Source organism: Shewanella decolorationis (genome assembly GCF_004354305.1).
In the GTDB taxonomy this organism is placed as follows: Bacteria; Pseudomonadota; Gammaproteobacteria; order Enterobacterales; family Shewanellaceae; genus Shewanella; species Shewanella decolorationis.
The window spans coordinates 15,638-40,626 of sequence record NZ_CP037898.1; the positions used below are offsets into that span (position 1 = coordinate 15,638).

General features: G+C 48.3%; 21 protein-coding genes and 3 pseudogenes. 10 read left to right on the plus strand and 14 right to left on the minus strand.

From position 1 onward, the window contains the following. Window positions 1-297: 297 nt before the first annotated feature. The 3 genes and pseudogenes from EYR25_RS21240 to EYR25_RS21460 form a co-directional block, all read right to left on the minus strand. A pseudogene (locus EYR25_RS21240) lies at window positions 298-783 on the minus strand (transposase); the annotation flags it as partial. An 18-nt stretch (window positions 784-801) separates the two neighbouring features. Then, window positions 802-1,185: pseudogene (locus EYR25_RS21245) on the minus strand (transposase domain-containing protein); the annotation flags it as partial. Window positions 1,186-1,197: 12 nt separating this feature from the next. Next, a complete protein-coding gene (locus tag EYR25_RS21460) occupies window positions 1,198-1,326 on the minus strand; it encodes a hypothetical protein (protein ID WP_279535262.1) in 129 nt (42 codons plus the stop codon). Between the two features lie 170 nt (window positions 1,327-1,496). Here EYR25_RS21460 and sohB point away from each other — a divergent pair, with 170 nt between their 5' ends. Together sohB and EYR25_RS21250 are read left to right on the plus strand one after the other, a co-directional pair. After that, window positions 1,497-2,513: a protease SohB gene (sohB, locus tag EYR25_RS00085; RefSeq protein WP_039977702.1), complete on the plus strand. Its 1,017-nt coding sequence runs from the start codon at window positions 1,497-1,499 to the stop codon at window positions 2,511-2,513. Window positions 2,514-2,639: 126 nt separating this feature from the next. Next, complete coding sequence (locus EYR25_RS21250) at window positions 2,640-3,164, plus strand: transposase domain-containing protein (protein ID WP_207953668.1); 525 nt, start codon at window positions 2,640-2,642, stop codon at window positions 3,162-3,164. Window positions 3,165-4,060: 896 nt separating this feature from the next. Here the strand turns inward: EYR25_RS21250 and EYR25_RS00095 are convergent. The 8 genes from EYR25_RS00095 to pspF all read right to left on the minus strand — a co-directional run bounded on the left by EYR25_RS00095 (window position 4,061) and on the right by pspF (window position 12,168). Next, a complete protein-coding gene (locus EYR25_RS00095) occupies window positions 4,061-4,273 on the minus strand; it encodes a TOBE domain-containing protein (RefSeq protein WP_011717545.1) in 213 nt (70 codons plus the stop codon). Between the two features lie 118 nt (window positions 4,274-4,391). Next, complete coding sequence (gene fabV, locus EYR25_RS00100; protein ID WP_039978341.1) at window positions 4,392-5,594, minus strand: enoyl-ACP reductase FabV; 1,203 nt, start codon at window positions 5,592-5,594, stop codon at window positions 4,392-4,394. Between the two features lie 105 nt (window positions 5,595-5,699). Then, entirely contained in the window at window positions 5,700-6,485 is a 786-nt protein-coding gene (locus tag EYR25_RS00105) for a peptide ABC transporter ATP-binding protein (RefSeq protein ID WP_023267526.1), read from the minus strand. Next, window positions 6,466-7,473, minus strand: a complete 1,008-nt coding sequence (locus tag EYR25_RS00110) for a peptide ABC transporter ATP-binding protein (protein WP_023267527.1) — start codon at window positions 7,471-7,473, stop codon at window positions 6,466-6,468. The genes EYR25_RS00105 and EYR25_RS00110 overlap by 20 nt, the downstream gene beginning before the upstream one ends. A gap of 3 nt (window positions 7,474-7,476) precedes the next feature. Beyond that, window positions 7,477-8,367 (minus strand): ABC transporter permease subunit, encoded by an 891-nt coding sequence (locus tag EYR25_RS00115; RefSeq protein ID WP_023267528.1) that lies wholly within the window; start codon window positions 8,365-8,367, stop codon window positions 7,477-7,479. Continuing rightward, on the minus strand, window positions 8,354-9,385 hold the full coding sequence (locus tag EYR25_RS00120) for an ABC transporter permease (RefSeq protein ID WP_133178123.1): 1,032 nt from the start codon (window positions 9,383-9,385) through the stop codon (window positions 8,354-8,356). The genes EYR25_RS00115 and EYR25_RS00120 overlap by 14 nt, the downstream gene beginning before the upstream one ends. After that, a complete protein-coding gene (sapA, locus tag EYR25_RS00125; RefSeq protein WP_133178124.1) occupies window positions 9,385-11,010 on the minus strand; it encodes an ABC transporter substrate-binding protein SapA in 1,626 nt (541 codons plus the stop codon). The genes EYR25_RS00120 and sapA overlap by 1 nt, the downstream gene beginning before the upstream one ends. A gap of 69 nt (window positions 11,011-11,079) precedes the next feature. Next, window positions 11,080-12,168 (minus strand): phage shock protein operon transcriptional activator, encoded by a 1,089-nt coding sequence (gene pspF, locus EYR25_RS00130; protein ID WP_133178125.1) that lies wholly within the window; start codon window positions 12,166-12,168, stop codon window positions 11,080-11,082. 177 nt (window positions 12,169-12,345) lie between these two features. On the opposite strand from pspF, the gene pspA reads away from it, so the two are divergent. The 8 genes and pseudogenes from pspA (at window position 12,346) to EYR25_RS00170 (ending at window position 20,061) form a co-directional block, all read left to right on the plus strand. Continuing rightward, a complete protein-coding gene (gene pspA / locus EYR25_RS00135; protein ID WP_023267532.1) occupies window positions 12,346-13,029 on the plus strand; it encodes a phage shock protein PspA in 684 nt (227 codons plus the stop codon). A gap of 17 nt (window positions 13,030-13,046) precedes the next feature. Further along, window positions 13,047-13,286, plus strand: coding sequence for an envelope stress response membrane protein PspB (gene pspB / locus EYR25_RS00140; protein ID WP_011071929.1), 240 nt, complete (start codon window positions 13,047-13,049; stop codon window positions 13,284-13,286). After that, window positions 13,273-13,659, plus strand: coding sequence for an envelope stress response membrane protein PspC (gene pspC / locus EYR25_RS00145; protein ID WP_011717538.1), 387 nt, complete (start codon window positions 13,273-13,275; stop codon window positions 13,657-13,659). Before pspB ends, pspC begins: the two co-directional genes overlap by 14 nt. A 94-nt stretch (window positions 13,660-13,753) precedes the next feature. Next, window positions 13,754-15,214, plus strand: a complete 1,461-nt coding sequence (locus EYR25_RS00150) for a YcjX family GTP-binding protein (protein ID WP_133178126.1) — start codon at window positions 13,754-13,756, stop codon at window positions 15,212-15,214. Then, window positions 15,211-16,413, plus strand: a complete 1,203-nt coding sequence (locus EYR25_RS00155; protein ID WP_133178127.1) for a TIGR01620 family protein — start codon at window positions 15,211-15,213, stop codon at window positions 16,411-16,413. Before EYR25_RS00150 ends, EYR25_RS00155 begins: the two co-directional genes overlap by 4 nt. Before the next feature lie 325 nt (window positions 16,414-16,738). Then, window positions 16,739-17,932, plus strand: coding sequence for a methionine gamma-lyase (gene megL / locus EYR25_RS00160; protein WP_133178128.1), 1,194 nt, complete (start codon window positions 16,739-16,741; stop codon window positions 17,930-17,932). 205 nt (window positions 17,933-18,137) lie between these two features. Continuing rightward, complete coding sequence (locus EYR25_RS00165) at window positions 18,138-18,503, plus strand: ComEA family DNA-binding protein (protein WP_023267537.1); 366 nt, start codon at window positions 18,138-18,140, stop codon at window positions 18,501-18,503. Between the two features lie 175 nt (window positions 18,504-18,678). Further along, window positions 18,679-20,061 (plus strand): annotated as a pseudogene (locus EYR25_RS00170) (IS4-like element ISUnCu8 family transposase). Window positions 20,062-20,113: 52 nt separating this feature from the next. Here the strand turns inward: EYR25_RS00170 and asnB are convergent. The 3 genes from asnB to EYR25_RS00185 all read right to left on the minus strand — a co-directional run bounded on the left by asnB (window position 20,114) and on the right by EYR25_RS00185 (window position 24,865). Further along, entirely contained in the window at window positions 20,114-21,778 is a 1,665-nt protein-coding gene (gene asnB / locus EYR25_RS00175; protein ID WP_133178129.1) for an asparagine synthase B, read from the minus strand. Between the two features lie 469 nt (window positions 21,779-22,247). Continuing rightward, entirely contained in the window at window positions 22,248-23,921 is a 1,674-nt protein-coding gene (locus tag EYR25_RS00180) for a M28 family metallopeptidase (RefSeq protein ID WP_133178130.1), read from the minus strand. Window positions 23,922-24,118: 197 nt separating this feature from the next. Continuing rightward, entirely contained in the window at window positions 24,119-24,865 is a 747-nt protein-coding gene (locus tag EYR25_RS00185) for an HAD-IIA family hydrolase (protein WP_011626525.1), read from the minus strand. Window positions 24,866-24,989: the final 124 nt, after the last annotated feature.

The window sequence follows — 24,989 nt, forward strand, 5'->3', positions numbered from 1 at the left end:
ACTCGCTTAAGAGCGAGTGGCATTTTTACTTGGATATTTCACCGTTTTCTTTAGCACCACACGCGGGTAGCTGGGCCGCTTCCTCTTCGGGGGTAAAATCAACCTTTTGCCATTTTCCCTCAGTCGTTTTAAGTGCTGTGGGATCGCTCCAGGACTCCCTCTGTCGCTCCAACCAAACTCATCCTGGATTAAAAACAGGGCATTAATGAAACTTATTCTCTGTGGCTCAACTTGATGCTGCACTGCCATGGCAGCCATCTCTAGCCGAACAATATTGTAGGTCGTCAAGATCCCCCATCATTCTTGATACACCCCATCCTTCTTCTTNCTGCGCAGGACAGGTTTATTTTCCAGTTGATATTGCTTCAGCTCACCATAACCCCTCTCTATCTCCCATCGCTGCCAATACACCTTGAGCAAATCGTTCACTGGATAAGTGTCGGGACATAGGCAGGACGTGATAAACCCTTTGATATCACCTTTGGGTGATGGNATAAGGATAAGGCGGGCTTGCCAGCGCTCCCCCAGATAAGGCGCTTGTTGTTTAGCTTGGGGTGATACCGGCATCTCAACCAGATGGTCATACTCTGAGAATGACTCGATAATGCTATAGCGGGTCTTAGACTTTATCGGGGTTAACCAATGGGTGTTAGTCCCGCTTCCTTGCCAGCTGATGAGCAATTCGGCAGACATAAACCCACGGTCAAACAACGTGAGCGAATGCTCGGGAGCTGAGCCAACCAATTGCTGTGCGTAGTGAATTTCACNGTGGGTAACAGGCCCGAAANCCGCATCAGAAAGTCAGTGGCTGCGAGTAGACATTAAGGTGACAGCCAGCACAGAAGGAAAAGAAGCCGTGCTTTGTGCAAAGCCAAAGTGATGGTTTTCTTCAGTGTTATGCGTCTTAAAATACGTCCCATCAACACTGAGCAATTTCAATCCCGCTATCTCATCAAATTCACACTGTGTTTCCCACTGTGCAGCGGTTGTTTTGAACAGATAACGCATGGGCTCTGAACCCAACTTTTCTTTGGCTTTGATGATGCTACTGGTCGCCAGTGGCGGGAGCTCCCCCTTGGCGTCGGGAAAGGCCAGTGAGAGCGTATCACAGACTTGCTGAATCGAGCGGTTACGCATCAAACCAATGCCTAGAACCAACCAAACAGCTTGCTCTGCAGGGAAACGACGGGTTCGAAGTTATGCCCTGCCAGTTTGTTGCACAGCCTCAGCCACCCAATCCATGGGAACATGTTTGGCGAATACATCAATATCCTGCGATTGGCAAAATTCAGCAGTAACAAGTAGCTCTTTAGAAAATTCAGACATAAAAAAATCAGCCGCAACTTAGGTTGCGGCTGATTATGAAGCCCTTGAAAGATCGTTCAACTATTTAAAACGATCTGCATTAAGCCTTTGCTGGGTTTTTTTATGGCGCTTTAGGCTGTTAGAATAGCGCGCACTAAACCGGATCACCTTGGGCCCCAACGGAGAGTACTTTGGAATTTCTATACGAATATGGCATGTTTTTGGCGAAAGCCGTGACGATTGTGGTTGCGATTGTTGCTGTGATCATTGTGGTGCTCGCGTCCACGGTGAAGCACAAATCGGATAAAGGTGAACTGAGGATCACTAACCTTTCTGAAGAACTGGAAGATCTCAAACACAGTTTGAAAGAAGAACTGCTGTCGAAGAAGCAATTTAAAGCTTACGAAAAGCAGCTGAAAGCTGACGAAAAGGCCAAGGAAAAATCGGCCGAAGAAGACCGCAAAGGCAAAGTTTTTGTTATTGATTTTAAAGGCAGTATTGATGCCGCCGAAGTGGCTTCACTACGGGAAGAAATCAGCGCAATTTTAACCATTGCCGAAAAGGGTGACGAAGTGGTGGTGAATGTCGAGAGTGGCGGTGGTATGGTACATGGCTACGGTTTAGCCTCTAGCCAGCTTGACCGCCTGCGTCAGGCCGAGATCCCATTAACGATTTGCGTGGATAAGGTCGCCGCCAGCGGTGGTTATATGATGGCCTGTGTGGCAAACAAAGTGTATGCCGCGCCATTCGCTATCGTTGGCTCAATCGGTGTTGTTGCCCAGTTGCCTAACTTCAACCGTCTATTGAAGAAACATGAAATCGACTACGAGCAACACACGGCCGGTGATTTTAAGCGCACCTTAACCGTGTTTGGTGAAAACACTGACGAAGGCAGACAGAAGTTCCAGCAGGAGCTGGAAGAAACCCACGTGTTGTTTAAAGCTTTTGTGAGTAAATATCGCCCTCAGCTCGATTTAGCAAAGGTGGCCACGGGTGAACATTGGTACGGCCAACAGGCGATTGAATTAGGCCTTATCGATGCGATTTCAACCAGTGATGATGTGTTAATGCAGTTAGCAAAAGAACGTACTGTGTATAAATTGCGTTATCAGGTCCGCAAGAAGTTGGCCGATAAAATCGCCCATGGTGCGTCCTTATCGGTCAATGCGATTTTTAATCGATTAGTTGAGAAAAATCGTCCCATGTAAGCCGACGAGCTGATTTAATCCTGAAGAAAACGCCTGCGAATATGCTAATGCAGATCGTTTTAAATAGTTGAACGATCTTTCAAGGGCTTCATAATCAGCCGCAACCTAAGTTGCGGCTGATTTTTTATGTCTGAATTTTCTAAAGAGCTACTTGTTACTGCTGAATTTTGCCAATCACAGGATATTGATGTATTCGCCAAACATGTTCCCATGGATTGGGTGGCTGAGGCTGTGCAACAAACTGGCAGGGCATCACTTCGAACCCGTCGTTTCCNTGCAGAGCAAGCTGTTTGGTTGGTTCTAGGCATTGGTTTGATGCGTAACCGCTCGATTCAGCAAGTCTGTGATACGCTCTCACTGGCCTTTCCCGANGCCAAGGGGGAGCTCCCGCCACTGGCGACCAGTAGNATCATCAAAGCCAAAGAAAAGTTGGGTTCAGAGCCCATGCGTTATCTGTTCAAAACAACCGCTGCACAGTGGGAAACACAGTGTGAATTTGATGAGATAGCGGGATTGAAATTGCTCAGTGTTGATGGGACGTATTTTAAGACGCATAACACTGAAGAAAACCATCACTTTGGCTTTGCACAAAGCACGGCTTCTTTTCCTTCTGTGCTGGCTGTCACCTTAATGTCTACTCGCAGCCACTGACTTTCTGATGCGGNTTTCGGGCCTGTTACCCACNGTGAAATTCACTACGCACAGCAATTGGTTGGCTCAGCTCCCGAGCATTCGCTCACGTTGTTTGACCGTGGNTTTATGTCTGCCGAATTGCTCATCAGCTGGCAAGGAAGCGGGACTAACACCCATTGGTTAACCCCGATAAAGTCTAAGACCCGCTATAGCATTATCGAGTCATTCTCAGAGTATGACCATCTGGTTGAGATGCCGGTATCACCCCAAGCTAAACAACAAGCGCCTTATNTGGGGGAGCGCTGGCAAGCCCGCCTTATCCTTATTCCATCACCCAAAGGTGATATCAAAGGGTTTATCACGTCCTGCCTATGTCCCGACACTTACCCAGTGAACGATTTGCTCAAGGTGTATTGGTGCTCAAGGTGTATTGGCAGCGATGGGAGATAGAGAGGGGTTATGGTGAGCTGAAGCAATATCAACTGGAAAATAAACCTGTCCTGCGCAGCAAGAAGAAGGATGGGGTGTATCAAGAATGATGGGGGATCTTGACGACCTACAATATTGTTCGGCTAGAGATGGCAGCCATGGCAGTGCAGCATCAAGTTGAGCCACAGAGAATAAGTTTCATTAATGCCCTGTTTTTAATCCAAGATGAGTTTGGGTGGAGCGATAGAGGGAGTCCAGGAGCGATCCCACAGCACTTAAAACGACTGAGGGAAAATGGCAAAAGGTTGATTTTACCCCCGAAGAGGAAGCGGCCCAGCTACCCGCGTGTGGTGCTAAAGAAAACGGTGAAATATACAAGTAAAAATGCCACTCGCTCTTAAGCGAGTGGCATTAAAGTGTTTACTTGGCCTTTTTGTTTGTCTTGAAACCGTGTTATTAAACGATAAGTACGCTATTTCAGCCGCTTAATCATCCACGCCAATCATCACGCTGCTGGCTTTAATGAGTGCGTAAGCTGAATCACCTACCTTCAAGTTTAAACGCTCACAGGAAGCTTTAGTCACGACAGAGGTTAACACTACGCCCGGTGCCAGTTCGATAGTGATTTCGTTGTTTACAGAGCCAATTTCAATCGCGGTAATAGTGCCACTTAGGGTATTACGTGCACTGATCTTCATTCTTTATCCTTAGTTAGTGTTTGAATGGTCATGCTAGTTTAGCCTATTGCCGTGGGTTTGCAGCAAATAAAAACGCCACCCGAGGGTGGCATTTAAAGGTAAGGTGTCATCGCGCCGATTACAGCTCGATCACATCGAACTCAACGTATGGATTAACATCTGCATCGTAGTCGATGCCTTCGATGCCAAAGCCGAACAGTTTAATGAACTCGGCTTTATATTCTTGATAATCAGTCAATTCTGACAGATTTTCAGTGGTCACTTGTGGCCACAGATCACGGCAATGCTGCTGGATATCTTCGCGCAGTTCCCAATCGTCTAAACGCAGACGGTTGTCGCTGTCGGTCTCAGGTTTGGCACCATCGGCACGGAACAGACGCTCACTGAACATGCGATAGATCTGCTCCATACAGCCTTCGTGCAGACCTTCTTGGCGCATCTTCTTAAATACCATCGCAATATACAGTGGCATTACTGGAATGGCGGAGCTGGCTTGGGTGACAACGCTCTTCAGCACGGCAACGTTAGCGCTGCCGCCTTTGGTTGCTAGCTTATCATTTAAGGCTTTAGCCGCGCGGTCTAAGTCCATCTTGGCTTGACCTAATGCGCCGTGCCAGTAGATTGGCCAGGTTAACTCAGTACCGATATAGCTGTAGGCTACGGTTTTACAGTTATCACTCAATACACCAGCCTCGGCGAGTGCGTTAATCCACAGTTCCCAATCTTGACCGCCCATCACAGTGACAGTATCGGCAATCTCTTGCTCAGTCGCAGGCTCAACGGTGGCTTCGATAATGCAGTCTTTGTTGGTATCAACGGCAGTCGCTGTATACACTTCACCGATTGGCTTGAGTGCAGAACGCACTAGCTCACCTGAGTCAGGCAGTTTGCGCACGGGCGATGCTAATGAATAGACCACCATGTCCACTTGACCTAAATCTTGCTTGATAAGCTCGATAACTTTTTGCTTAGCTTCATGGCTGAAAGCATCGCAGTTGATGCTCTTAGAGTACAAACCTTCAGCTTTGGCAAACTTGTCGAAAGCGGCAGAGTTGTACCAGCCCGCGGTACCAGGTTTTGCTTCAGTACCAGGCTTTTCGAAGAACACACCAATGGTTGCGGCATCGCTACCGAAGGCTGCGGCAATGCGTGAAGACAGGCCATAGCCACTTGATGAACCAACAACAAGGACTTTCTTTGGACCGTTGGCGATTTTGCCTTTGGCTTTGGTTAAAGCAATTTGTTCTTTAACGTTAGCTTCACAACCAACGGGATGAGTTGTGGTACAGATGAATCCACGAATTTTGGGTTTGATAATCATGTTTAAGCTTCTTCTATCAAAATGACAAATAGGATAAATACTTCGGCGGCTAAATGGCATCTATTTTTAGCCAATTCGCCTGAATATTTAAGTGGTTGGAGCAGTTTAACGCTTATGAACAAACAGGCTCTGCTCCTGAATCAGCCTTTGGGTATATTCGTGCTGAGGCGAATTAAATATCTGTTCTGTTGGGGCTTTCTCAACCATGACCCCTTTGTGTAACACCATAATTTTATCGCTGACATGGCGAATAATATTGAGGTTATGGGACACGAAGATATAGGACAAGCCTAAGTCCTTCTGCAGTTTAAGCAGCAAATTGAGGATCTGTGAGCGTACCGAGAGATCTAGGGCAGTCAAAGCTTCATCGGCGATGATGATCTTCGGATTGAGCATTAGCGCCCGCGCCACCGCAACCCGCTGTTTTTGACCCTCAGAAATCATATGGGGATAAAAATCCGCATGCTCAGGTAATAAACCGACTTTCCTTAAGGTATCTATCACTTGGCCACTACGCTCCTTGGCGGATAACGCAGTGTTAAAGCGCAGCGGTTCATCCAGTAATTGACCAATCGTCAATCTTGGATTGAGTGAGGTATTGGGATCTTGGAAAATCATCCGAATAAGGCGGCAGCGCTGCTTAATATTGCGACTATCGAGCGCCTCGCCCTCAAAGTAAATTTCACCGCCGCTGCGGGGCTCTGCGCCCACCAAAATACGCGCTAACGTACTCTTACCTGAACCCGCTTCACCCACAATCGCTAAGGTTTCGCCGCGGTTTAATTCAAAGGAAACCGGGGCTAAGGCATCGTTATATTGGCGAGTAAAGCCCTTGTAGCCCGTATCATACCTCTTAAAGAGATCGTTAACTTTAAGCAGTGGGGTCGTCATTTGTCGTTTCACCGTGGTAAGGGAAATGGCAAGCAAAGTAGCGGTCGCGTAAATGACTCAAACTTGGCTGATTAACGCATTTCTTTTGTGCCTCAGGGCATCTTGGCCCTAGGCGACAACCAATGGGCAGATGCTGCAGGGCGGGGGCCGAGCCTGGCAGGGTCGGCATAATTGCCTTGTGCGCCTCTATCCCCGAGTAATCCGGCATATTATCCAAGAGTGCCTTAGTGTAAGGATGATAGGGCTGATTGATCAGTTCTTCCGTTGGGCCCGATTCCATCACTTGGCCGCAATATAGCACGGATAGGTGATCGCACCATTGTGCTAGGGTCTCAAGCTCGTGGCTGATGATTAAAATCGACACGTTTTGCAGTTGGTTAAGCTGTGACAGTAGACGGAAAATCTGTGCCTGAGTACTCAGCTCCATCGAGTTGGTCGGCTCGTCGGCAATCAATAATCGCGGTTGGTTGGCAATCGCCATGGCAATCATCACTTTTTGGCATTCGCCTTCCGAAAGCTCCCAAGCATAGCTGGACATGACTTTTTGCGGATTCTTAATCCCGACCTTATGCAACCATTTTTGTGCTGTGAGTTTGGCATGTTTGTGCTTTTGCCAAAAATAAGCCTTCGGATTCTTAGGCATGGCCTGCATCAGCTGGCTGCCCACAGTTTGCGAAGGGTCAAGGCTGCCAGATGGGTCTTGGAAGATCATTGCCATATCTGAGCCCATCAGATTACGGCGCTCCTTCGAGGTCATGGCCATCAGATTATTACCATCCCACATCATGCGGTCGGCGGTAATGGTCCAATTGGGGCCTGGGATCCCAAGAATGGCTCTGGCGAGCAGACTACGGCCCGAGCCCGATTCTCCCACAAGACCGTGGATTTCCCCCGCGTTCAGGGTCAAACTCACTTTCTCAAGGGCGCGCACTCTGCCGTGGGGCGTGTCGAGCTCAATGGTCAGGTTTCTAACGTCGAGTAATGGCATAGGTTAGTTTCTGATGGGCGCAAGCGCCGATCTCAAGCCATCGCCCACCAAGTTAATGGCGAGCACACTAAAAAGAATCGCCAGCCCTGGAATGGTCACAGTCCAAGGTGCGGTCAACAAATTATCCATGCCTTGGGCGACCATTGCCCCCCATTCAGGACTGGGAGCTTGGGCACCAAGGCTTAAAAAGCCAAGGGCGGCAATATCTAAAATCGCGGCAGAAATGGCTAAGGTGGTTTGAATAATCACTACTTCCCACACGTTTGGCATGATCACATACCAAAAAATCTGTAGCGAATTGGCGCCGTCCAAACGGGCGGCAGTCACATATTCTTTCTGTAACTCTTCATGCACCGATTGATGAATGGAGCGTACAAACTGGGGCGTCAAGGCAATGCCTACGGCCCAAAACACGTTTTCAAGTCCTGGCCCCATCACGGCAACCACTAAAATTGCCATCAAAAGCGAAGGGATAGACAGTAAAGCATCAAGCAAATGCCCCAAAATACTAGATTTTAATCCACGCATCATGCCGGAAAGTGAGCCGATGATAAATCCAGTAAACAGCGCCGTACCGACAATCATTAATGCCATGCCAAAGGTTAAATGCGCTCCATGTAGCAAGCGGCTAAAAATATCGCGGCCAAGATCGTCTGTGCCTAAAAAATGTGCCACAGTGCCTGAAGGATCCCAAGAGGGAGGTAATAATAGTGCGCGAGGATCCTGCGCCTCGGGGGAGAAGGGGGCAATCATAGGTCCAAACAGGGTGAGTAGCAGCAGAAAAGCAATGGTCCACAGACCCGCTAAGGCAAAGGGGTTTGCCGAAAAATTCTGCCAGATCCGCATCATGGGCGAGGCGATTTGATCTTCTTGATAAATTTTAATTGGAGGCATAAAGATCTTTTCTGCTCAAGGGATTGAAGACGGTATGCAGCACTTCAATCAAAATACTTAAAAAGATGATCAACAAGGCTACGGCTAAAATCCCGCCTTGGATAACCGTATAGTCCCGTTGGTAAATGCCCGACACTAACCAAGAACCCACTCCCGGCCAAGAGAAAATCATTTCAACAACAATCGCATAGCTGGCAAATGAGCCGAGCATTAAGCCCAAGTGCTTCAATACGGGGATCAGCGCGTTGGGTAAGGCGTGGCGCAAAATAATGGTATTGGTGTGCATGCCTCTGGCTTCGGCGGCGCGAATAAAGGTTTGGTTCATTACATTCATCATTGCCGAGCGCGTACTGCGTACGACCACGGTAAAAGGCAGCACTGCGAGTGTGGTGGCGGGCAGGACGATATGCAATAAGGCATCCTTAAAGGCCGATATCCGATATTCAGAATCGGACAGTAAAATGTCGACTAACATAAACCCCGTAACGGGTTTTATCTCATATAAAAGATTGAGTTGCCCTGAAATAGGCAGCCAGCCTAAGTCGACACCAAACCAGAGTGACAAATACAAGCCTAACCAAAATACTGGCACTGAATAGCCTGTGAGAGTAATCGCCATAATGGTATTTTGGGTGAGTTTATGCTGACTTTGAGAAGCCAACACCCCAAGCGGCACACCTAAACCTATGGCTATCACGGCCGCCATAACCGCAAGTTCAAAGGAGGCGGGAAGCACAGTGCCCAATTCTTCAGCAACGCTTTGATGGGATGTCACTGATACCCCTAAATTACCGCTTAATCTTTGTTGCAAATAGGCAATAAACTGCATGAAACCATTACTATCTAGCTTATAGTCTTGCTCTATTTGTATGAGTTGACTTGCCGTAGGGGAATGTATTCCTGTCAGGGCAAAGGTTCGTTCAACGGGAAATAAACCCGTTGCGTAAAATAGAACACCGATCATTACCAGTGAGGTGGCAAGGAATAAATTAAGCCGCCGTAACAGGTATCTAAACATCAGTTTTTCTCCTGTATTGTTTGGCTGGTTTGGGCGAAGGAGATCCCGCCGAAGGGAGTCAACTGCATATCGTGAATATCACTGCGGGTGAGTGCGACTCGCTTGGCATGGGCCAGACTTAACATTGGCACTTGCTCGGCTAAGAAGGCTTCAGCTTCTTGGTAAATTTCCTTGCGCTCGGCCTGAGTCGAGACTTCCCTGGCTCTGTCTAGAATGGCATCAAACTCTTTATTGCACCAGCGAGAGCGATTGTTGTTTGATTGCATCGCCGAGCAACTCAGCAGTGGTGTGAAAAAGTTATCGGGGTCACTGTTATCGGCGTTCCAGCCGATGAGTACTGAGTCATATTCATCGCGGCTCAATCTTTGGCTAAAGACGCTCCAATCGTAACTGATTATATTGACCTTAACGCCGATATTAGCCAAGTCAGATTGAATTAACTCAGCGGTTTTCAACGCGTTAGGGTTGTAGGCGCGGGCGACTGGCATGGCCCAGATATCGATACTGAGATTGTTGATTCCCGCTTCTTTTAACAAATCCCGCGCCTTTTGCGGATTGTAATCTAACAGTTTTTTATTGCTGTCGTAGGCCCATGATGCTGGCGGCAACACTCCTATGGCTTCTATGGCGGTGTTTTGATACACGGCACGTAAGATATTTTGCTTATCGACGGCATAGGCGAGGGCACGGCGCACGCGTACATCATCTAAAGGAGGCTTTTGTGTGTTAAAGGCCCAAAAGGCGACGTTAAGACCGGGTTGAGACTCAATGTTCAGCTGTTCATGTTGTTTGATAACGGGCAGTTCCCCCGCTTTGGGCAGGGCCGATACGCTGCAGTCGCCGGCGATAAGTTTTGCCAGTCGCACCGTGCTTTTTGGGGTGATATCGTAGACCAGCATATCGACTTTGGCGGGCTCTCCCCAAAAGTCGGGATTGCGGCGATAGCGAATATATTCGTTTTTAGCGTAGTGCACTAAGGTAAAAGGCCCTGTGCCGATGGCGAAATGATCGAGATTTTCAGGGTGACCCAATGCCAGTTGCTGATCGGCATATTCGCTCGAGAGGATAACGGCAAAGTCGGTGGCAAGATTCGATAAAAACGACGCATCTTTGCGCGCTAGGCGAAAGATCACCTCGTGGTCATTGATTTTTTCGACACTTTTAACTTGTTCAGAAAAGCCAATACTTTGGAAAAAGGGGTAACCGGTACGTGAAACACCATGGTAAGGATGATGTTTGTCGATAATCCGATTGAAGGAAAACAGCACATCGTCGGCATTAAAATCGCGACTCGGGGTAAAACGGGATGAATGTTGAAACTTAACATTTTCCCTGAGGGTGAAACGGTAACTTAAGCCATCGTCACTCTCGGCCCAACTGGTGGCCAGCGCTGGCACGAGCTGGCCCGAGAGCGCATCATAGTCCACTAGGCGGCTATAAATTTGGTGTGAGGTCGCGTCGATAGTGGTGCCTGAGGTCACCAACTGCGGATTAAAAGACTCGGGGTTCCCTTCGGAACAATAGACCAAACCAGAAGGGAGTCGTTGGGGGCCACATGCAACCAACAACCCACTCATGCAGAAAACTGCAGTTGATAGGCACAGGCGTCTTATCAGCACACTCATTTATAAATCATTATTTTATCGACTATGAACGGCTATTTTAGCAGTGCATCTCGCCCGTGGGCAATCTGCTTATGCTTTATCGAGCAAATTGTACTTTTTCAGAATGCCGCGCAGCTGGTGATAGCTTAAACCAAGGATTTCAGCCGTCTTCTTTTGATTGTACTGACTGGCCGATAAGGCTTGTTGGATGAGCTCCATCTCATAACGCTCGGTTTGCTCTTTAAAGTCCAAAGGAAAACTAAACGGATTGGTCATGGACTCTGCAATGACCGCCGTGTCGGTATCGGTTTTGGCCGACGTGACCACAGGCGCGCTCAGCGGCGCTTCAGGTGCGGTGATTTGGCGCTCGCGTGTCCGCACACGCGTGGTTGGGCGATAGGGGGACGCAAAGGGGTCGAGAATAATCTGCTCAATAGGGCGGTTCTCACCGCTACTGCGATACACACTGCGCTCGACCACGTTTTTTAGTTCACGGATATTCCCTGGCCAGTCATGGCTCATCAGTTGATCTATCGCGCTAGCACTGAAGCCACTGAAGAGTTCCAGCTTAAGTTGCCGCGCCATGCCCACGGCAAAGTATTCTGCTAAGGTCATAATATCTTCGGGGCGACAACGCAGTGGCGGCAAGGTGATTACATCGAATGCTAAGCGGTCGAGCAAGTCGGCCCTAAATTCGCCAGCTTCGGCCAGTGAGGGTAAATCTTCGTTGGCGGCGCAGATAAGGCGCACATCCGCTTGGATGGTTTTACTGCCGCCGACCCGTTCAAACTCACCGTATTCGATGACCCGCAGCAGTTTTTCTTGGATTAATCCCGAGGTGTTGGCTAACTCATCAAGGAATAGGGTGCCACCGTCGGCGCGCTCAAAACGACCTTCGTGTTTGCCTTTGGCGCCAGTAAAGGCGCCTGACTCATGGCCAAATAATTCACTTTCGAGCAAATTTTCACTCAAAGATGAACAATTTAACTTAATAAAACTTTGATCCCAGCGTTTAGACAGATAATGTAAGCGTTCAGCAATCAGCTCCTTACCCGTACCCCGTTCACCAATAATGAGCACAGGTTTAGAGAGTGGCGCTATTTGCGAAACATGTTCTAGGACTTCGAGTAGGGCGTTCGATTGGCCGATGAGGTTGTCTTGCTGAAATTTATTATCCACGATATTTTTTAGTCTTTCGCGCTAAATTTTGGTGAAAATGATAATAAGTGGCTTGAGGCATAAAATAAAGAAAAAGTTAAAAATATGTTTATCATTATGAATTTAAACATAAAATAAAAGTTGGCACACTTAGTGTATTACCCTAAGCGAGACCAACATCAATTTGAGGATAGCATTATGGGAATTTTCTCTCGTTTCGCCGATATCATTAACTCCAATATCAGCGCATTACTCGATAAAGCAGAAGACCCTGAAAAAATGGTTCGTCTGATTATCCAAGAGATGGAAGATACACTGGTAGAAGTTCGTTCAACGTCAGCAAAAGTGTTAGCTGAAAAGAAAGAATTAATCCGTCGTATCGGCCGTGTTGAAGAACAAGTTCAAGATTGGCAAGACAAAGCGGAGCTAGCACTGTCGAAGGATCGCGAAGATTTAGCCAAGGCCGCTTTAGTTGAAAAACAAAAAGCCGCGGGTTTAGTGGATACCTTAAACCAAGAGTTGGCGGTGATCGACGAGCACATTGTGCGCTTAAAGGATGAAGTTAGCCTGCTGCAAGAAAAGTTACTGGATGCTAAAGCGCGCCAAAAGACCATTATTTTGCGTAAACAAACCGCCTCATCACGTTTAGAAGTGAAGAAGCAGTTAGACTCAAGCAAAATCGACAACGCTATGCTGAAATTTGAGCAATATGAGCGCCGTGTCGAAGGGTTAGAAGCGCAGGTTGAATCCTACGATCTGGGTAATAAAAAGACATTAGCCGATGAGTTTGCCGCACTGGAAGCTGAAGATTCAGTGAATGCCGAGCTGGAAGCATTAAAGGCCAAAGTAAAAGGCAAAGCTGCGACTAAGTCAAAAGAATAACAATTCAGAGGTGAGTTATGGATATGGACATACTAATGGCACCAATTATCATCTTTATGATAGTGGTGGCGCCCATATGGTTAGTTCTTCATTATCGCAGTAAGCGACAAGTGAGCCAGGGACTCACTGAGGAAGAGTTTTCACAGCTCAATGATTTGATTGCTAAAGCCGATAAGATGGCTGCACGCATCGAAACCTTAGAGGCCATTCTGGATTCAGAATCGCCTGAATGGAGGGGCAAACATGAGAGGAACTAGTGGCCGTACTATGTATCGCATTCCCCAGTCAGGTAAAGTCGCAGGTGTGTGTGCGGGGATAGCCGAATACTTTGCAATTGAAACATGGTTAGTGCGAGTACTTGCGGTTTCTATCTTCCTATTAGGTGGTTCGGGCGTCGTGTTTATCATCTATGTTGCGTTATGGGTGATTCTCGACATCAAACCCCAAAATAGCACTGTTAGGGATGACATTGAGGTGAAGAAGAAACCTTGGCAATCGGGAGAGCCTGCTAAACAAGCGCTGAGCGATGTGAGCAGGCAATTTAGAAGCCTAGAGGTGAGACTGCAAAACCTTGAACGCCATGTAACATCTGATAACTTTGATTTAAAAAGACAAATCAATAGCTTGTAATCCCTCTTAAGGGCGGCTATGTCCGCCCTTGTTGCTTAATCTCCCGTCAAATCCAGTGTATAGTTAACCTCATTCAACATTTAGGGACATCCTTATGGGAATGCTTGACGTTTCGCTCCATAAATTAACTCAGAAGAGCCAATCCCTGCTCCATAGAACGGCTGACAGGCATTTACGACTCGCGGTAACAGGGTTATCGGGGGCGGGCAAAACCGCATTTATTACCGGATTAGTCAATCAACTACTCAATAGTGGCGCGGCTTCTCAGGTCTCCCATTCCCGCCATGGGAATGCCTTGCCATTGTGGCAAGTGAGCCGTGAGCAACGTTTGCTCGGGGTGAAGCGGGCGATGCAGCCGGATCTTGAAATTGCCAGCTTCGATTATCAGGGCGCAATGTTAGCGCTTACTTCGACGCCTCCAACTTGGCCTGCATCAACCCGCACGATTTCGGAGCTGCGCTTAGCCATCAAATATCAGCCGCAGAAGGGGCTACTAGCCAAGTTTGCCGATACCGCTACGCTGTATTTAGATATTGTCGATTATCCTGGCGAGTGGCTATTAGATTTACCTATGTTGCGCCAAAGCTTTATCGAGTGGTGCAGCGCGCAGCAACAGCGTGTCGCGGTGTTAAAAAGCTCGCCGCTATATGCAGAGTTTCAAGCCTCGTTAAGTGCGCTTAATTTAACCGAGGCCGCCGATGAGCAGCAACTCAAACGCATTGCGGACGAGTATCAGCAGTTATTGCACGATTTAGTGCATGTGCAGGGCTATTATCAGGCGCAACCCGGACGGATGTTATTACCAGGGGAGTGGGAAGGCGCGCCGCTGCTGGCGTTTTTTCCGCTGTTATCTGTGACAGAAAATCAGTGGAGCGAGCTTAAACAAAGCGATAAACACAGCGCCTTTCATGTCCTAGAAAAACGCTATCAAGAATACGTGGCCAAGGTGGTAAAGCCTTTCTATAAACAGCATTTTGCAGGGTTTGATCGCCAGGTAGTGCTGGTAGATTGCTTCAGCGCCTTAAACCGTGGCAAAACCCAGTTTGAGGATATGGGCGCCGCGTTAAATGCCATTATGGAAAGCTTCCAATACGGCCAATCCAGTTACTTACGCCGATTGTTTGCGCCGCGAATAGACAGATTATTATTTGCCGCCAGTAAGGTTGACCATGTGACGCGGGACCAACAAAGTCATGTGTTATCCCTGCTCACCGATATGCTCAAACACAGCCAACACTTTGCCAGTTTCGATGGTTGTAAAGTCGAGACTATGGCCATTAGTGCCATTAAGGCGACACGGCATGGCATGGTGACCACTCAAGAAGGGGATGTGGAAGTCGTGCAGGGGATTGGATTGAACGGCCAAGCCCTGACGCTTTTCCCCGGCGAAGTGCCCACTCGCTTACCCGAGCCCAACTTTTGGCGCGATCAGGGGTTTCATTTTATGGGATTTGCTCCGCCGAATAACAGCAATGTGGATCCATCTGCGGTGCATTTTGACCATATCCGTCTCGATCACCTTCTGCAGTACCTCGTGGGGGATAAACTGGAATGAGTTTAGATTCGTTATCAGCTTCAAGTGAGTCAGAGACAAACGGGCTCGATAAGCCAATGTCTGAAAATACACTTGGAAGCCAACCGCTCAAAAAACAACAAGTATTTGATTCTGACAAGGTCAAACTTCAGTCAGTATCCGATGAGCTTAAGAGTGCCCAAACCTTTGCACCACAGACACCCTTAAAAGTGGTAGATGAGGTTGTCGATGATGCCTTGGCGGCCCATCCGCAAGCATTGGATGTGTCATCCATTCGGCCAACACTGCATCAATCTCGCCGTTGGTCTTGGCTGGCGCGCTTTTCCGTCTTTGGATTATTACTACTGGTTTTAGTGCAAACGGGATTAGGTTTGCGGGATGCTTGGTTAGCAAGCCCTTGGTTATTTAGCTTTTATGGCACCGTACTCGGTTTAGTCGGCAGCTGGGCTATGGTAGGAGCCTTGGGCGAATACCGTAAATTAAAACGCCTCAAGCAGGTTGCCGATACGCAAGAGTCGGGCGCAAGGCTTGCCCTCAGTATGCAAATGGGGGAAGCCGATGGCTTTATCAATAACATAGTGCGCCATTATCCCGATAGTCAGGGGTTACAGCGGCTACGGCAGTCGCTCAAAGATGAACACAACGATGCCGAAAAAGTGCTGCTATTTGAGGACTTAGTGCTGACGGAGCGGGATGAACTGGCAAAAAAAATCGTCCGTCGATACGCGGCCGAGTCAGCCGTGTTGCTTGCCGCGAGTCCGCTGGCGGCATTGGATATGGCCATTATTCTTTGGCGTAACCAACGCATGCTGCGGGATGTCGCTGCCTGTTATGGGATAGAGTTAGGCTATTGGAGTCGGATTAAACTCATTCGCAGCATCATCATTAACATCATCTATGCCGGTACCAGCGAGTTAGTGACCGATTTGGGGACCCAACTGCTGTCGGTTGAGATGACGGGAAAGTTATCCGCACGGCTTGCCCAAGGCTTAGGTGGCGGACTGCTTACGGCACGCTTAGGCTATCAAGCCATGGCGCTATGTCGACCTATTCAGTTTAGGGAGGAGCAGCGCCCCAAATTGTCCAAAGTTCATCAAGAGTTGTTGGTTGAGCTTAAACAGTTTGCCGGCAAGTTATTGACTAAAGACGGACGTGATGCGCTTAAGAGCCAATTAGAGGCTGCTGAGCTTAAAACAGGCTCCACACCCAAAGAGAAATAACCTAGCCGAATGCACAACATAGCGAGTGCACTTCAGACTTACCGCTTGATTTAAATGCGCTAATGACCCTGTCATTGGCGCATTTTTTATTGCTGTTTGCCTGCCAAAAATCCTTGAATGTAACAACTTAGTTACAGCACCCCTGATGCTATTTTCACCTTGGTACTGGTTTCACTCGCTCGGAGGGGTATGTTAGTGCTTATTCGATAGGGCTAATGTTTCATTAACTTATCAATAGGACTTATCAAGACGCTGAGTATGGCCTCATTCAAACAAACAATGAAACAACAAGCGAATGAGGCACTGCGACAACAAGGAGTGAGCAATGCAAGATGAATCAAGCAAGCCGTGGAAAGCCGCGACCCAAGCTATTCATGCCGGACATGAGCGAGAAGCCTTTGGTACTTTGGTGACGCCACTTTATCAAACTGCGACCTTTGTCTTTGAGTCGGCCCAGCAAGGTGGCGAGCGATTTGCCGGCAACGAATCCGGTTACATTTATACTCGCCTAGGTAACCCGACCGTTGCCGAACTGGAACGTAAAATGGCGATTTTAGAAGGCGCTGAAGCGGCGGCGGCAACGGCTTCTGGTATGGGGGCTGTGTCGGCGGCGTTGCTGGCCAACTTGCAGATGGGCGATCATTTAGTGGCTTCCAATGCGGTTTATGGTTGCACCTTTGCCCTTATGACCAGCCAATTTGCCCGTTTTGGTATCGATGTCACCTTAGTCGATTTTACCGAATTAGCGGCAATTGAGCGGGCGATCAAACCAAATACTCGAGTGATTTTTTGCGAAACTCCTGTTAATCCTCATCTACAGGTATTTGATCTAAAAGGAATCGCCGATATTGCGAAACGGCATCAACTTGTCAGCATTGTCGATAATACTTTTATGACGCCGCTACTGCAGCAACCCTTAGCATTTGGCATCGATTTAGTGGTACACAGTGCGACTAAGTATTTGAATGGGCACGGCGATGTAATTGCTGGCGTCGTGTGTGGCAGTGAAGAGCAGCTGCACAGAGTGAAATATGAAATCCTAAAAGATATCGGCGCCGTGATGTCTCCCCACGATGCTTGGCTGATTTTGCGAGGGCTGAAAACCTTAGATGTGCGTTTGCAGCGCCATTGTGACAGTGCCCAGCGTGTCGCCGAGTTTTTGGAGCAACATCCCGCAGTGACTCGGGTCTATTATCCCGGGCTTAAATCCCATTCAGGGCATCGATTTATCGGTGGACAGATGGCACGGGCTGGCGGTGTAATAGCCTTTGAATTAGCTGCAGATCTTGAGCAAGCAATGGCCTTTGTCGGTAACCTTAAGCTGTTTTCAATCGCCGTGAGTCTGGGTGATGCGGAATCACTTATCCAGCATCCTGCCTCCATGACCCATTCGCCCTACACGCCAGAGGCGCGCCAAGCTGCGGGAATAAGCGATAATTTACTGCGGATCTCAATTGGTTTAGAGGATTGTGACGATATCATCGAGGATTTAAACCAAGCCTTGGCGATGCTGGCTTAATGGTTTTGCGGTACTCGCGAAAGGATGCCTTAACGGCGTCTTTTTACTTTCTTTGCAAGGATAATCCATTAAGCAAATGGGCTATTTTAGTCATAGATAATATTTCTACTCAAAGATTTTGGAAATTCATAAAAGCTTCGTCTATGTTTGATTGAGGCCATGGAAGTAGGACGCAAGGCCGAATTTCAAGCAAAGAGGAAGCATTATGAAAGTAACACATCGTTTACCTGTGATGGTGAGTGCCATTGCATTATCAGCCCTGTTAGCTTTACCTGCGGTGGCAGCCGATCCTGTTAAAGAAGCCAGCAAAGTACAAACCCAAACTAAAGCCGATGCTAAAAATATGGCAGCGGATGCCAAGCAACATTTACCTAATTCAGCACAAGTGAACATCAATACCGCTTCATCTGAGCAGTTACAACTGCTTAAGGGGATTGGTGCAGCTAAGGCGCAGGCCATCATAGACTATCGAACGCAAAATGGTAAATTTAAGGCCATTGATGAGCTAGCGAATGTCTCTGGCATTGGCGCTAAGCTGATTGAGCAAAATCGTCACATGATAGAACTCTAGGGGTAAGGGGCGCTTAGTTTGTTGCTGGTTAAGTCTTTATATGAAAAAGCCTGCATTAGCCTGTCTCTCATACACAAATCCCTGAGCAATGCTCAGGGATTTTTTTTGAACTCATTCCCCGCATTGTGATCAGATCGTCTAGGGCTAAATATTCGAGGCGATTATGATGAAGATGATGGATCCAGAGCAGTGGGCGCAATGTCAATTTGGGCACGCAAACCTCAACGACCCAAGACGTACACAAAGACTTGTTTCACTGGCTACCTCAATTACCCAACAACCCGGAGTTGCCGTGTCCAGACTTCCCTTATCCCCCGCTGAGATGGAAGGGGCCTACCGATTTATCCGCAATGAGAATATTCAAGCCAGTGATATTGCTGAAGCGGGTTTTCAAGCCACCGCGCAGCAAGCTCGAGAGCATGACATCTTGTTAGCACTAGAGGATACCACCTCGCTGACTTACAAGCATGACAGTGTCAGGGAGGAGTTAGGTCATACCAATCAAGGGGATAAAAACCGTGCCATTCTGGCGCATTCAATCTTGCTGTTTTCACCGCAAAGCCAGCAAGTCGTTGGGCTGATTGAGCAACAGCGTTGGACGCGGGATATCACTAAGCGCGGGCAACGCCGCCAACATGCTACTCGCCCTTACGAGGAAAAAGAGAGCTACAAATGGGAACAAGCCTCCGCCAATATGTCTGCCCGTTTAGGCGAGCATATCAACAAGGTGATTTCCGTCTGTGACCGTGAGGCTGATTTGTTTGAATATCTGACCTATAAAACCCAGCACCAACAGCGCTTTGTCGTCCGCTCGATGCAGAGCCGATGCATTCAAGAGCATGCACACAAACTCTATGACTACTCGAATACATTACCGCTTGCAGCGACGAAATCNCTCCTCATTCCTCAGAAAGGCGGAAGGAAAGCCCGGGCGGTGACGCTGGAAATGAGATATGCCCGAGTGACCCTCAAAGNTCCAGCCAACAAACGCACTCAGGCAGACATCCCTCTGTATTACGTCAGTGTCGTAGAGCAAAGTCATCGTGAAGAAAAACTGGCATGGCACTTACTCACCTCCGAACCTATCACATGCTCGAAGGAGGCACTGGAGGTTGTCGGCTATGACGAGCGCCGTTGGTTGATTGAAGATTACCACAAGGTATGGAAAAGCAGTGGCACCGCGGTGGAAGAGCTGAGAATGCAGTGCCGTGAGAANCTGGAGCGNATGAGTGTGATACTGGCTTTTATCGCCACACGCTGACTCCAGCTTCGCTTTATGAAGGTATCCAAAGCGGAAGTGGCAGCACAATGTTGTGAAACGCTATTGGGTCAGAAAGCGTGGAAATGACTTTGGNTGAAAATGGAGGGACGTCCGTTANCTCAACAGGCACCCGATATGCAGTGGGCGTACGAGCGTCTGGCCAGATTAGGGGGTTGGAAAGATACCAAGCGGACAGGTCGAGCTTGTGTAGAGGTATTGTGGGAAGGATGGTTTAGGTTACAAACCATCCTTGAGGGTTACGAATTGGCCATGTCTCTCAATCACGAAGACTTGTGAGCAAGAGACAGGCATAGGGTGGCTTTGTGCTGTTGATGGCATGCCTCAGCGATTAATAGCTGGCGGCATGCACTGAGCGTACGGCGCGACCAGAGGGGTCGATAATGCCGCGTAGGCTTTCATCCCATGCCAGCGCTTCAGGCGTAGAGCAGGCGACCGACTTGCCACCGGGCACGGTTTCAGCGGCACTTGGTAATGGATAATGCTCCTCAAAGAAACAACGGTAGAAATAGGCTTCCTTGGTTTCTGGCGTGTTGTACGGGAAGCGGAACTTCGCGTTAGCCAGTTGCAAGTCGTCTACTTGCTCTGCAGCATGGGCCTTTAAACCATCGATCCAAGAGTAGCCTACGCCATCGCTGAATTGTTCCTTTTGGCGCCAGGCGACTTCTTTAGGTAATTTATGCTCAAAGGCTTGGCGCAGAATGTGTTTCTCAATTCGGCCATCCTTAGACATTTTCGCCTCAGGGTTGATACGCATCGCCACATCCATAAATTCCTTATCGAGGAAAGGCACACGGGCTTCGAGTCCCCACGCCGCCATGGCCTTGTTGGCGCGTAGACAGTCGAACAGATGCAGTTTATCCAGTTTACGCACGAGTTCCTCGTGGAAGGCCTGCGCGTTTGGCGCCTTATGGAAGTACAAGTAACCGCCAAAGAGTTCATCGGCACCTTCACCCGATAACACCATTTTGATCCCCATCGCCTTGATTTTACGCGCCATCAGGTACATAGGTGTCGCGGCACGAATGGTGGTGACATCATAGGTTTCTAAGTGGTAGATGACTTCTTTAATCGCATCTAAACCCTCTTGGAAGGTAAAGTTGATCTCGTGGTGAATGGTACCAATCGCATCGGCGACCTTCTTAGCGGCGGCTAAATCCGGCGCGCCTTTTAAACCGACAGCAAAAGAGTGCAGCTGCGGCCACCAAGCGCCACTTTGATCATCATCTTCTATGCGGCGTTTGGCAAAGGTTTGGGTAATCGCCGAGATCACCGAGGAATCTAAACCGCCAGACAACAACACGCCGTAGGGCACGTCGGACATCAATTGGCGCTTAACTGCGGCTTCGAGGGCATCACGTAATTCTTCCTGGCTGGCGCCGTTATCTTTCACTGCATCAAAGCTCTGCCAATCGCGAGTGTAGTATTGCACTGGCTCACCTATGCTTGAGTACAGGTATTGCCCAGGCTGGAATTCGGCCACGGTTTTACAGACGGGCATCAGTGCTTTCATTTCGGAAGCCACGTAGAAGTTACCCGCCACATCACGCCCAGTGTATAGCGGGATAATGCCCATATGGTCGCGGCCAATAAGGTAGGCGTCTTTGGCTTTATCGTAGAGAACGAAGGCGAAAATACCGTTTAATTTATCAAGGAATTCAGTGCCATATTCTTGGTATAGCGCCAAAATGACTTCGCAGTCAGAGTTGGTTTGATAGCTGTATTTATCGCCGAGTTGGGCTTTGAGTTCTTTATGGTTGTAGATCTCACCGTTGACCGCGAGGATAAGGCTGCCGTCTTCGGTTAGCAGTGGCTGCGCGCCGTGTTCAATATCGACAATCGCCAAGCGCTCATGGGCCAAAATCGCTTTATCGCTAGCGTAAATGCCTGACCAATCGGGGCCGCGATGGCGCATCAGTTTGGACATTTCCAGTGCCACTTGGCGTAGCTCTTTCGCATCGGATTGAATATCTAAAATTGAAAAAATCGAACACATAATGCAACTCCTAAACCGCTGTATTTCATTTGAGGATGTCTCAATTGAGTATCAATGTGCCAGCGATTCGGAATTTTGCCAAATACTATTTTTGATGATTTGTTCTATTTATGGTGTTTTTAGTGCGTTTAATTTATTTTAAAAATGCTTTTAATTGATGTTTATTTAATTAATTTCGCATTTTTATGAATAAAGTGCCTTTAACCGTTGATTGCAAAGCGGGATATTGGCAAATACATAATGTTCACTCAAGAAAATCCGTTTTTGGAAAAATCATCATAAATGTGAGCAAGATAGTGATCCAAGCGTAAATATTGCTGATTTAATAAGCAGCATATCGGCAACCATTGCGCGTGCTGTTACAGCCAAGGTCAAACTGTGAGTCTAAAGTAGGGCGGCTCATAAAATAATAAGGCACCTCTCAAGGTGCCTTATAGGGATGTTTCAGCGATGAATCGTTTTCAAGTGCTTACTTTGCGGTCGTGGCAAGTTCCGTTTTGGCAGGACGCAGGCTGTTAAACTCAGTGCCTTGATAATAGCCTGGCCAATCTTGGCTGTTACCTAAGGTGCGAGTCACCTGATAGTAAACTTCGAGATCTTGAATCGCACCGCTCAGATCCCAGTCTTCATGGTATTCATCGCAGACATTGTGGTAGCAGCCCTTCATGGTCGCCTGCATTTGAGTTTTATAGCTTGCCGTTGCGGCATCTATGGGCTCGCTTCCTCCACCGGCAAAGACCGCAGGCACGCCAAGTTTGGCAAAGCTGAAGTGATCAGAGCGGAAGAAACCGCCCGATGCAGGATTCTTTTCACCCAAAGCAATACGGTTTTGCTGTTTGGCAGCATCGACTAAGTAGTTCTCAAGCTCGGACTTACCTTTACCGACGATAGTGAAGTCCTTGGTTTTTCCATAGATATTGGTGCTATCTAAGTTGAGCACCGCCACCGTTTTATCAATGGGGTAGATAGGATTTGCAGCGTAGTAACGTGAGCCGAGTAAACCTTGCTCTTCACCCGTCGTCGCGATAAAGGTCACCGAGCGAGCTAAGCCGTGGCCCTGTTTAGCGTTATCGGCCAGTTGTCTGGCGATTTCTAAAATGCCCGCAATGCCCGATGCGTTATCCATGGCACCGTTATAAATTTTATCGCCTTCTTTACTGTCATCTTTGCCAATATGGTCCCAGTGGCCGGTAAATAGGATTTGCTCATCGGCTTGCTTCGTGCCGGGAAGGGTGGCGACCACGTTATAGCTGTTGGCGTATTCGGCTTTGTTTTTAAAGGCGATGTTGGCCGTTTGCTCAAGGGGTAAGTTAATCGGGCTATCGGCGGCGCGCGCCATCAGCGTTGTTAGGGATAAACCTGCTTTTTCAAATAATTGTGTTGCAGCATCTAAGGTTAACCAGCCTTCGACTTGCACGCGACTGTCTTGCTCGGTTTTGCTGAGGACTAAATCCTGCTGTGCGCCAGTCCAGCTGTTTTCAACCACGGACCAAGGATAAGAAGCAGGCTCTGTATCGTGAATGATCAATGCGCCGAGTGCGCCTTGACGGCTGGCTTCTTCAAATTTGTAACTCCAGCGACCATAGTAGGTCATGGCTTTACCGTTAAACTTGCCAGAGTCGGGACGGGCAAACCCGGGATCGTTCACAAGGATCACCGCAATTTTCCCTTTCATATCCACATCTTGGTAATCGTTCCAGCCATATTCAGGCGCATTTACACCGTAGCCAACAAACACTAAGGGCGCATTTTCGATATTGACGCCGCCATTATCGTGGCGACTATTTAAGACGATATCTTTGCGAAAGGTTAATGGAAGTCCCGCCAAGCTGATTTGCTGCGCATCGTAGGCGGTATAACTCACCATAGGTACAGGTTGTAAAAAACTGCCTTGATAGGCGCCTTTGAGTCCCATCTCGGCAAAGGCCTTAGACAGATAATCTAAGGTGAGCTTTTCACCGTGGGTGGTGGGGGCACGGCCTTCAAACTCATCGGAGGAAAGGTTTTTAATGTCGTTTCTAAAGCGTGCTTCATTCATTTGCACGGGTTTCAGTGCTGCACTGCTGTTGGCATCGGGCTGGGCCGAATTAGGGCTGCAGGCGCTGAGCATGGCTAGCGCGCAGACAGGATACAAACGTCGCATAGGTTAATCCTACTGTTGTTTTTAGGGCGTATTTCACGCATATATCAAAGGGGTATGTCGCGCCTTATCATGAAGCAAGCGCTATTGGCGGACAAGGGAGAGCCAAGGGGAAAAATGTTACTTAATGTTGCTTTACCGTATCGAGTCTGTTGTTGTTCTCAGCACGCTAAGGTGCTGAGAATCGGGCGATTTAAGGATTAAACCACATCAATATCGCCGGCACAGGCGAATACATGATTGGGGCGGAAAGGTTCTTTATCGATATCTTCAAGCTTACTCACGCCGCTGGTGACCAGAATAGTCTCAAGCCCTGCTTGAAAACCCGCCAGAATATCGGTGCGCATATTGTCGCCAATGATCACGGTATTTTCGGAATGGCCGTCGATATGGTTGAGCGCGGAGCGGATAATCCACGAACTCGGTTTGCCTACGTAGAAGGGTTTTTTGCCTGTAATCCGCTCTATCGGTGAACACAGGGCGCCGCAGGCTGGACTGTAAGCGGGGCCGTGAGTGTCGGGGTTGGTGGCGATAAAACGGGCGCCACGGGCGACAAATCCGGCGGCCTTATGGATCATATCCCAGTTATAGGAGCGGGTTTCACCGACAATCACGAAGTCAGGGTTAATGTCGGTAATGGTAAAACCAGCCTTGTAGAGCTCATGGGTGAGGGCGCCTTCGCCAATCACAAAGGCTTTACTGCCTTCTTGATGCTTTAAAAAGTCGGCGGTGGCCATGGCCGAGGTGTAAAAACATTCTTCTGGTACGTCTATCCCGGCGGCGCTGAGGCGGTTTTGCAGATCTTTACCCGTTTGTACTGGGTAATTGGTCAGAATAACGAGGGGATTGCCTTGGTCGAGAACGCGGTGGATAAATTTATCACTGCCGGGGATCAGCTTATTGTCGTGCAGGAGTACACCATCGATATCGCAGATAATATTTTTCATCTAATAGTCTCTTGTATGCCGAACAAAATCACTTTTCGTTAGCTTATCTAATGCCACATTAGGCGAGAAAACAATGATTTTGTATGACAAGACGAAAAAAAAGAGACCCTTAGGGTCTCTTTTT

Bases quoted from the DNA above. Each gene is read 5' to 3' on its own strand.
- megL (WP_133178128.1), top strand. From the start codon at position 16,739: ATGCAAGATGAATCAAGCAAGCCGTGGAAAGCCGCGACCCAAGCTATT.
- fabV (WP_039978341.1), bottom strand. From the start codon at position 5,594: ATGATTATCAAACCCAAAATTCGTGGATTCATCTGTACCACAACTCAT.
- sapA (WP_133178124.1), bottom strand. From the start codon at position 11,010: ATGAGTGTGCTGATAAGACGCCTGTGCCTATCAACTGCAGTTTTCTGC.
- EYR25_RS00120 (WP_133178123.1), bottom strand. From the start codon at position 9,385: ATGTTTAGATACCTGTTACGGCGGCTTAATTTATTCCTTGCCACCTCA.
- EYR25_RS00115 (WP_023267528.1), bottom strand. From the start codon at position 8,367: ATGCCTCCAATTAAAATTTATCAAGAAGATCAAATCGCCTCGCCCATG.
- asnB (WP_133178129.1), bottom strand. From the start codon at position 21,778: ATGTGTTCGATTTTTTCAATTTTAGATATTCAATCCGATGCGAAAGAG.
- EYR25_RS00185 (WP_011626525.1), bottom strand. From the start codon at position 24,865: ATGAAAAATATTATCTGCGATATCGATGGTGTACTCCTGCACGACAAT.
- EYR25_RS00180 (WP_133178130.1), bottom strand. From the start codon at position 23,921: ATGCGACGTTTGTATCCTGTCTGCGCGCTAGCCATGCTCAGCGCCTGC.
- EYR25_RS00105 (WP_023267526.1), bottom strand. From the start codon at position 6,485: ATGACGACCCCACTGCTTAAAGTTAACGATCTCTTTAAGAGGTATGAT.
- EYR25_RS00110 (WP_023267527.1), bottom strand. From the start codon at position 7,473: ATGCCATTACTCGACGTTAGAAACCTGACCATTGAGCTCGACACGCCC.
- EYR25_RS00095 (WP_011717545.1), bottom strand. From the start codon at position 4,273: ATGAAGATCAGTGCACGTAATACCCTAAGTGGCACTATTACCGCGATT.
- pspA (WP_023267532.1), top strand. From the start codon at position 12,346: ATGGGAATTTTCTCTCGTTTCGCCGATATCATTAACTCCAATATCAGC.
- pspC (WP_011717538.1), top strand. From the start codon at position 13,273: ATGAGAGGAACTAGTGGCCGTACTATGTATCGCATTCCCCAGTCAGGT.
- pspB (WP_011071929.1), top strand. From the start codon at position 13,047: ATGGATATGGACATACTAATGGCACCAATTATCATCTTTATGATAGTG.
- EYR25_RS21460 (WP_279535262.1), bottom strand. From the start codon at position 1,326: ATGTCTGAATTTTCTAAAGAGCTACTTGTTACTGCTGAATTTTGCCAA.
- EYR25_RS00155 (WP_133178127.1), top strand. From the start codon at position 15,211: ATGAGTTTAGATTCGTTATCAGCTTCAAGTGAGTCAGAGACAAACGGG.
- EYR25_RS00165 (WP_023267537.1), top strand. From the start codon at position 18,138: ATGAAAGTAACACATCGTTTACCTGTGATGGTGAGTGCCATTGCATTA.
- EYR25_RS00150 (WP_133178126.1), top strand. From the start codon at position 13,754: ATGGGAATGCTTGACGTTTCGCTCCATAAATTAACTCAGAAGAGCCAA.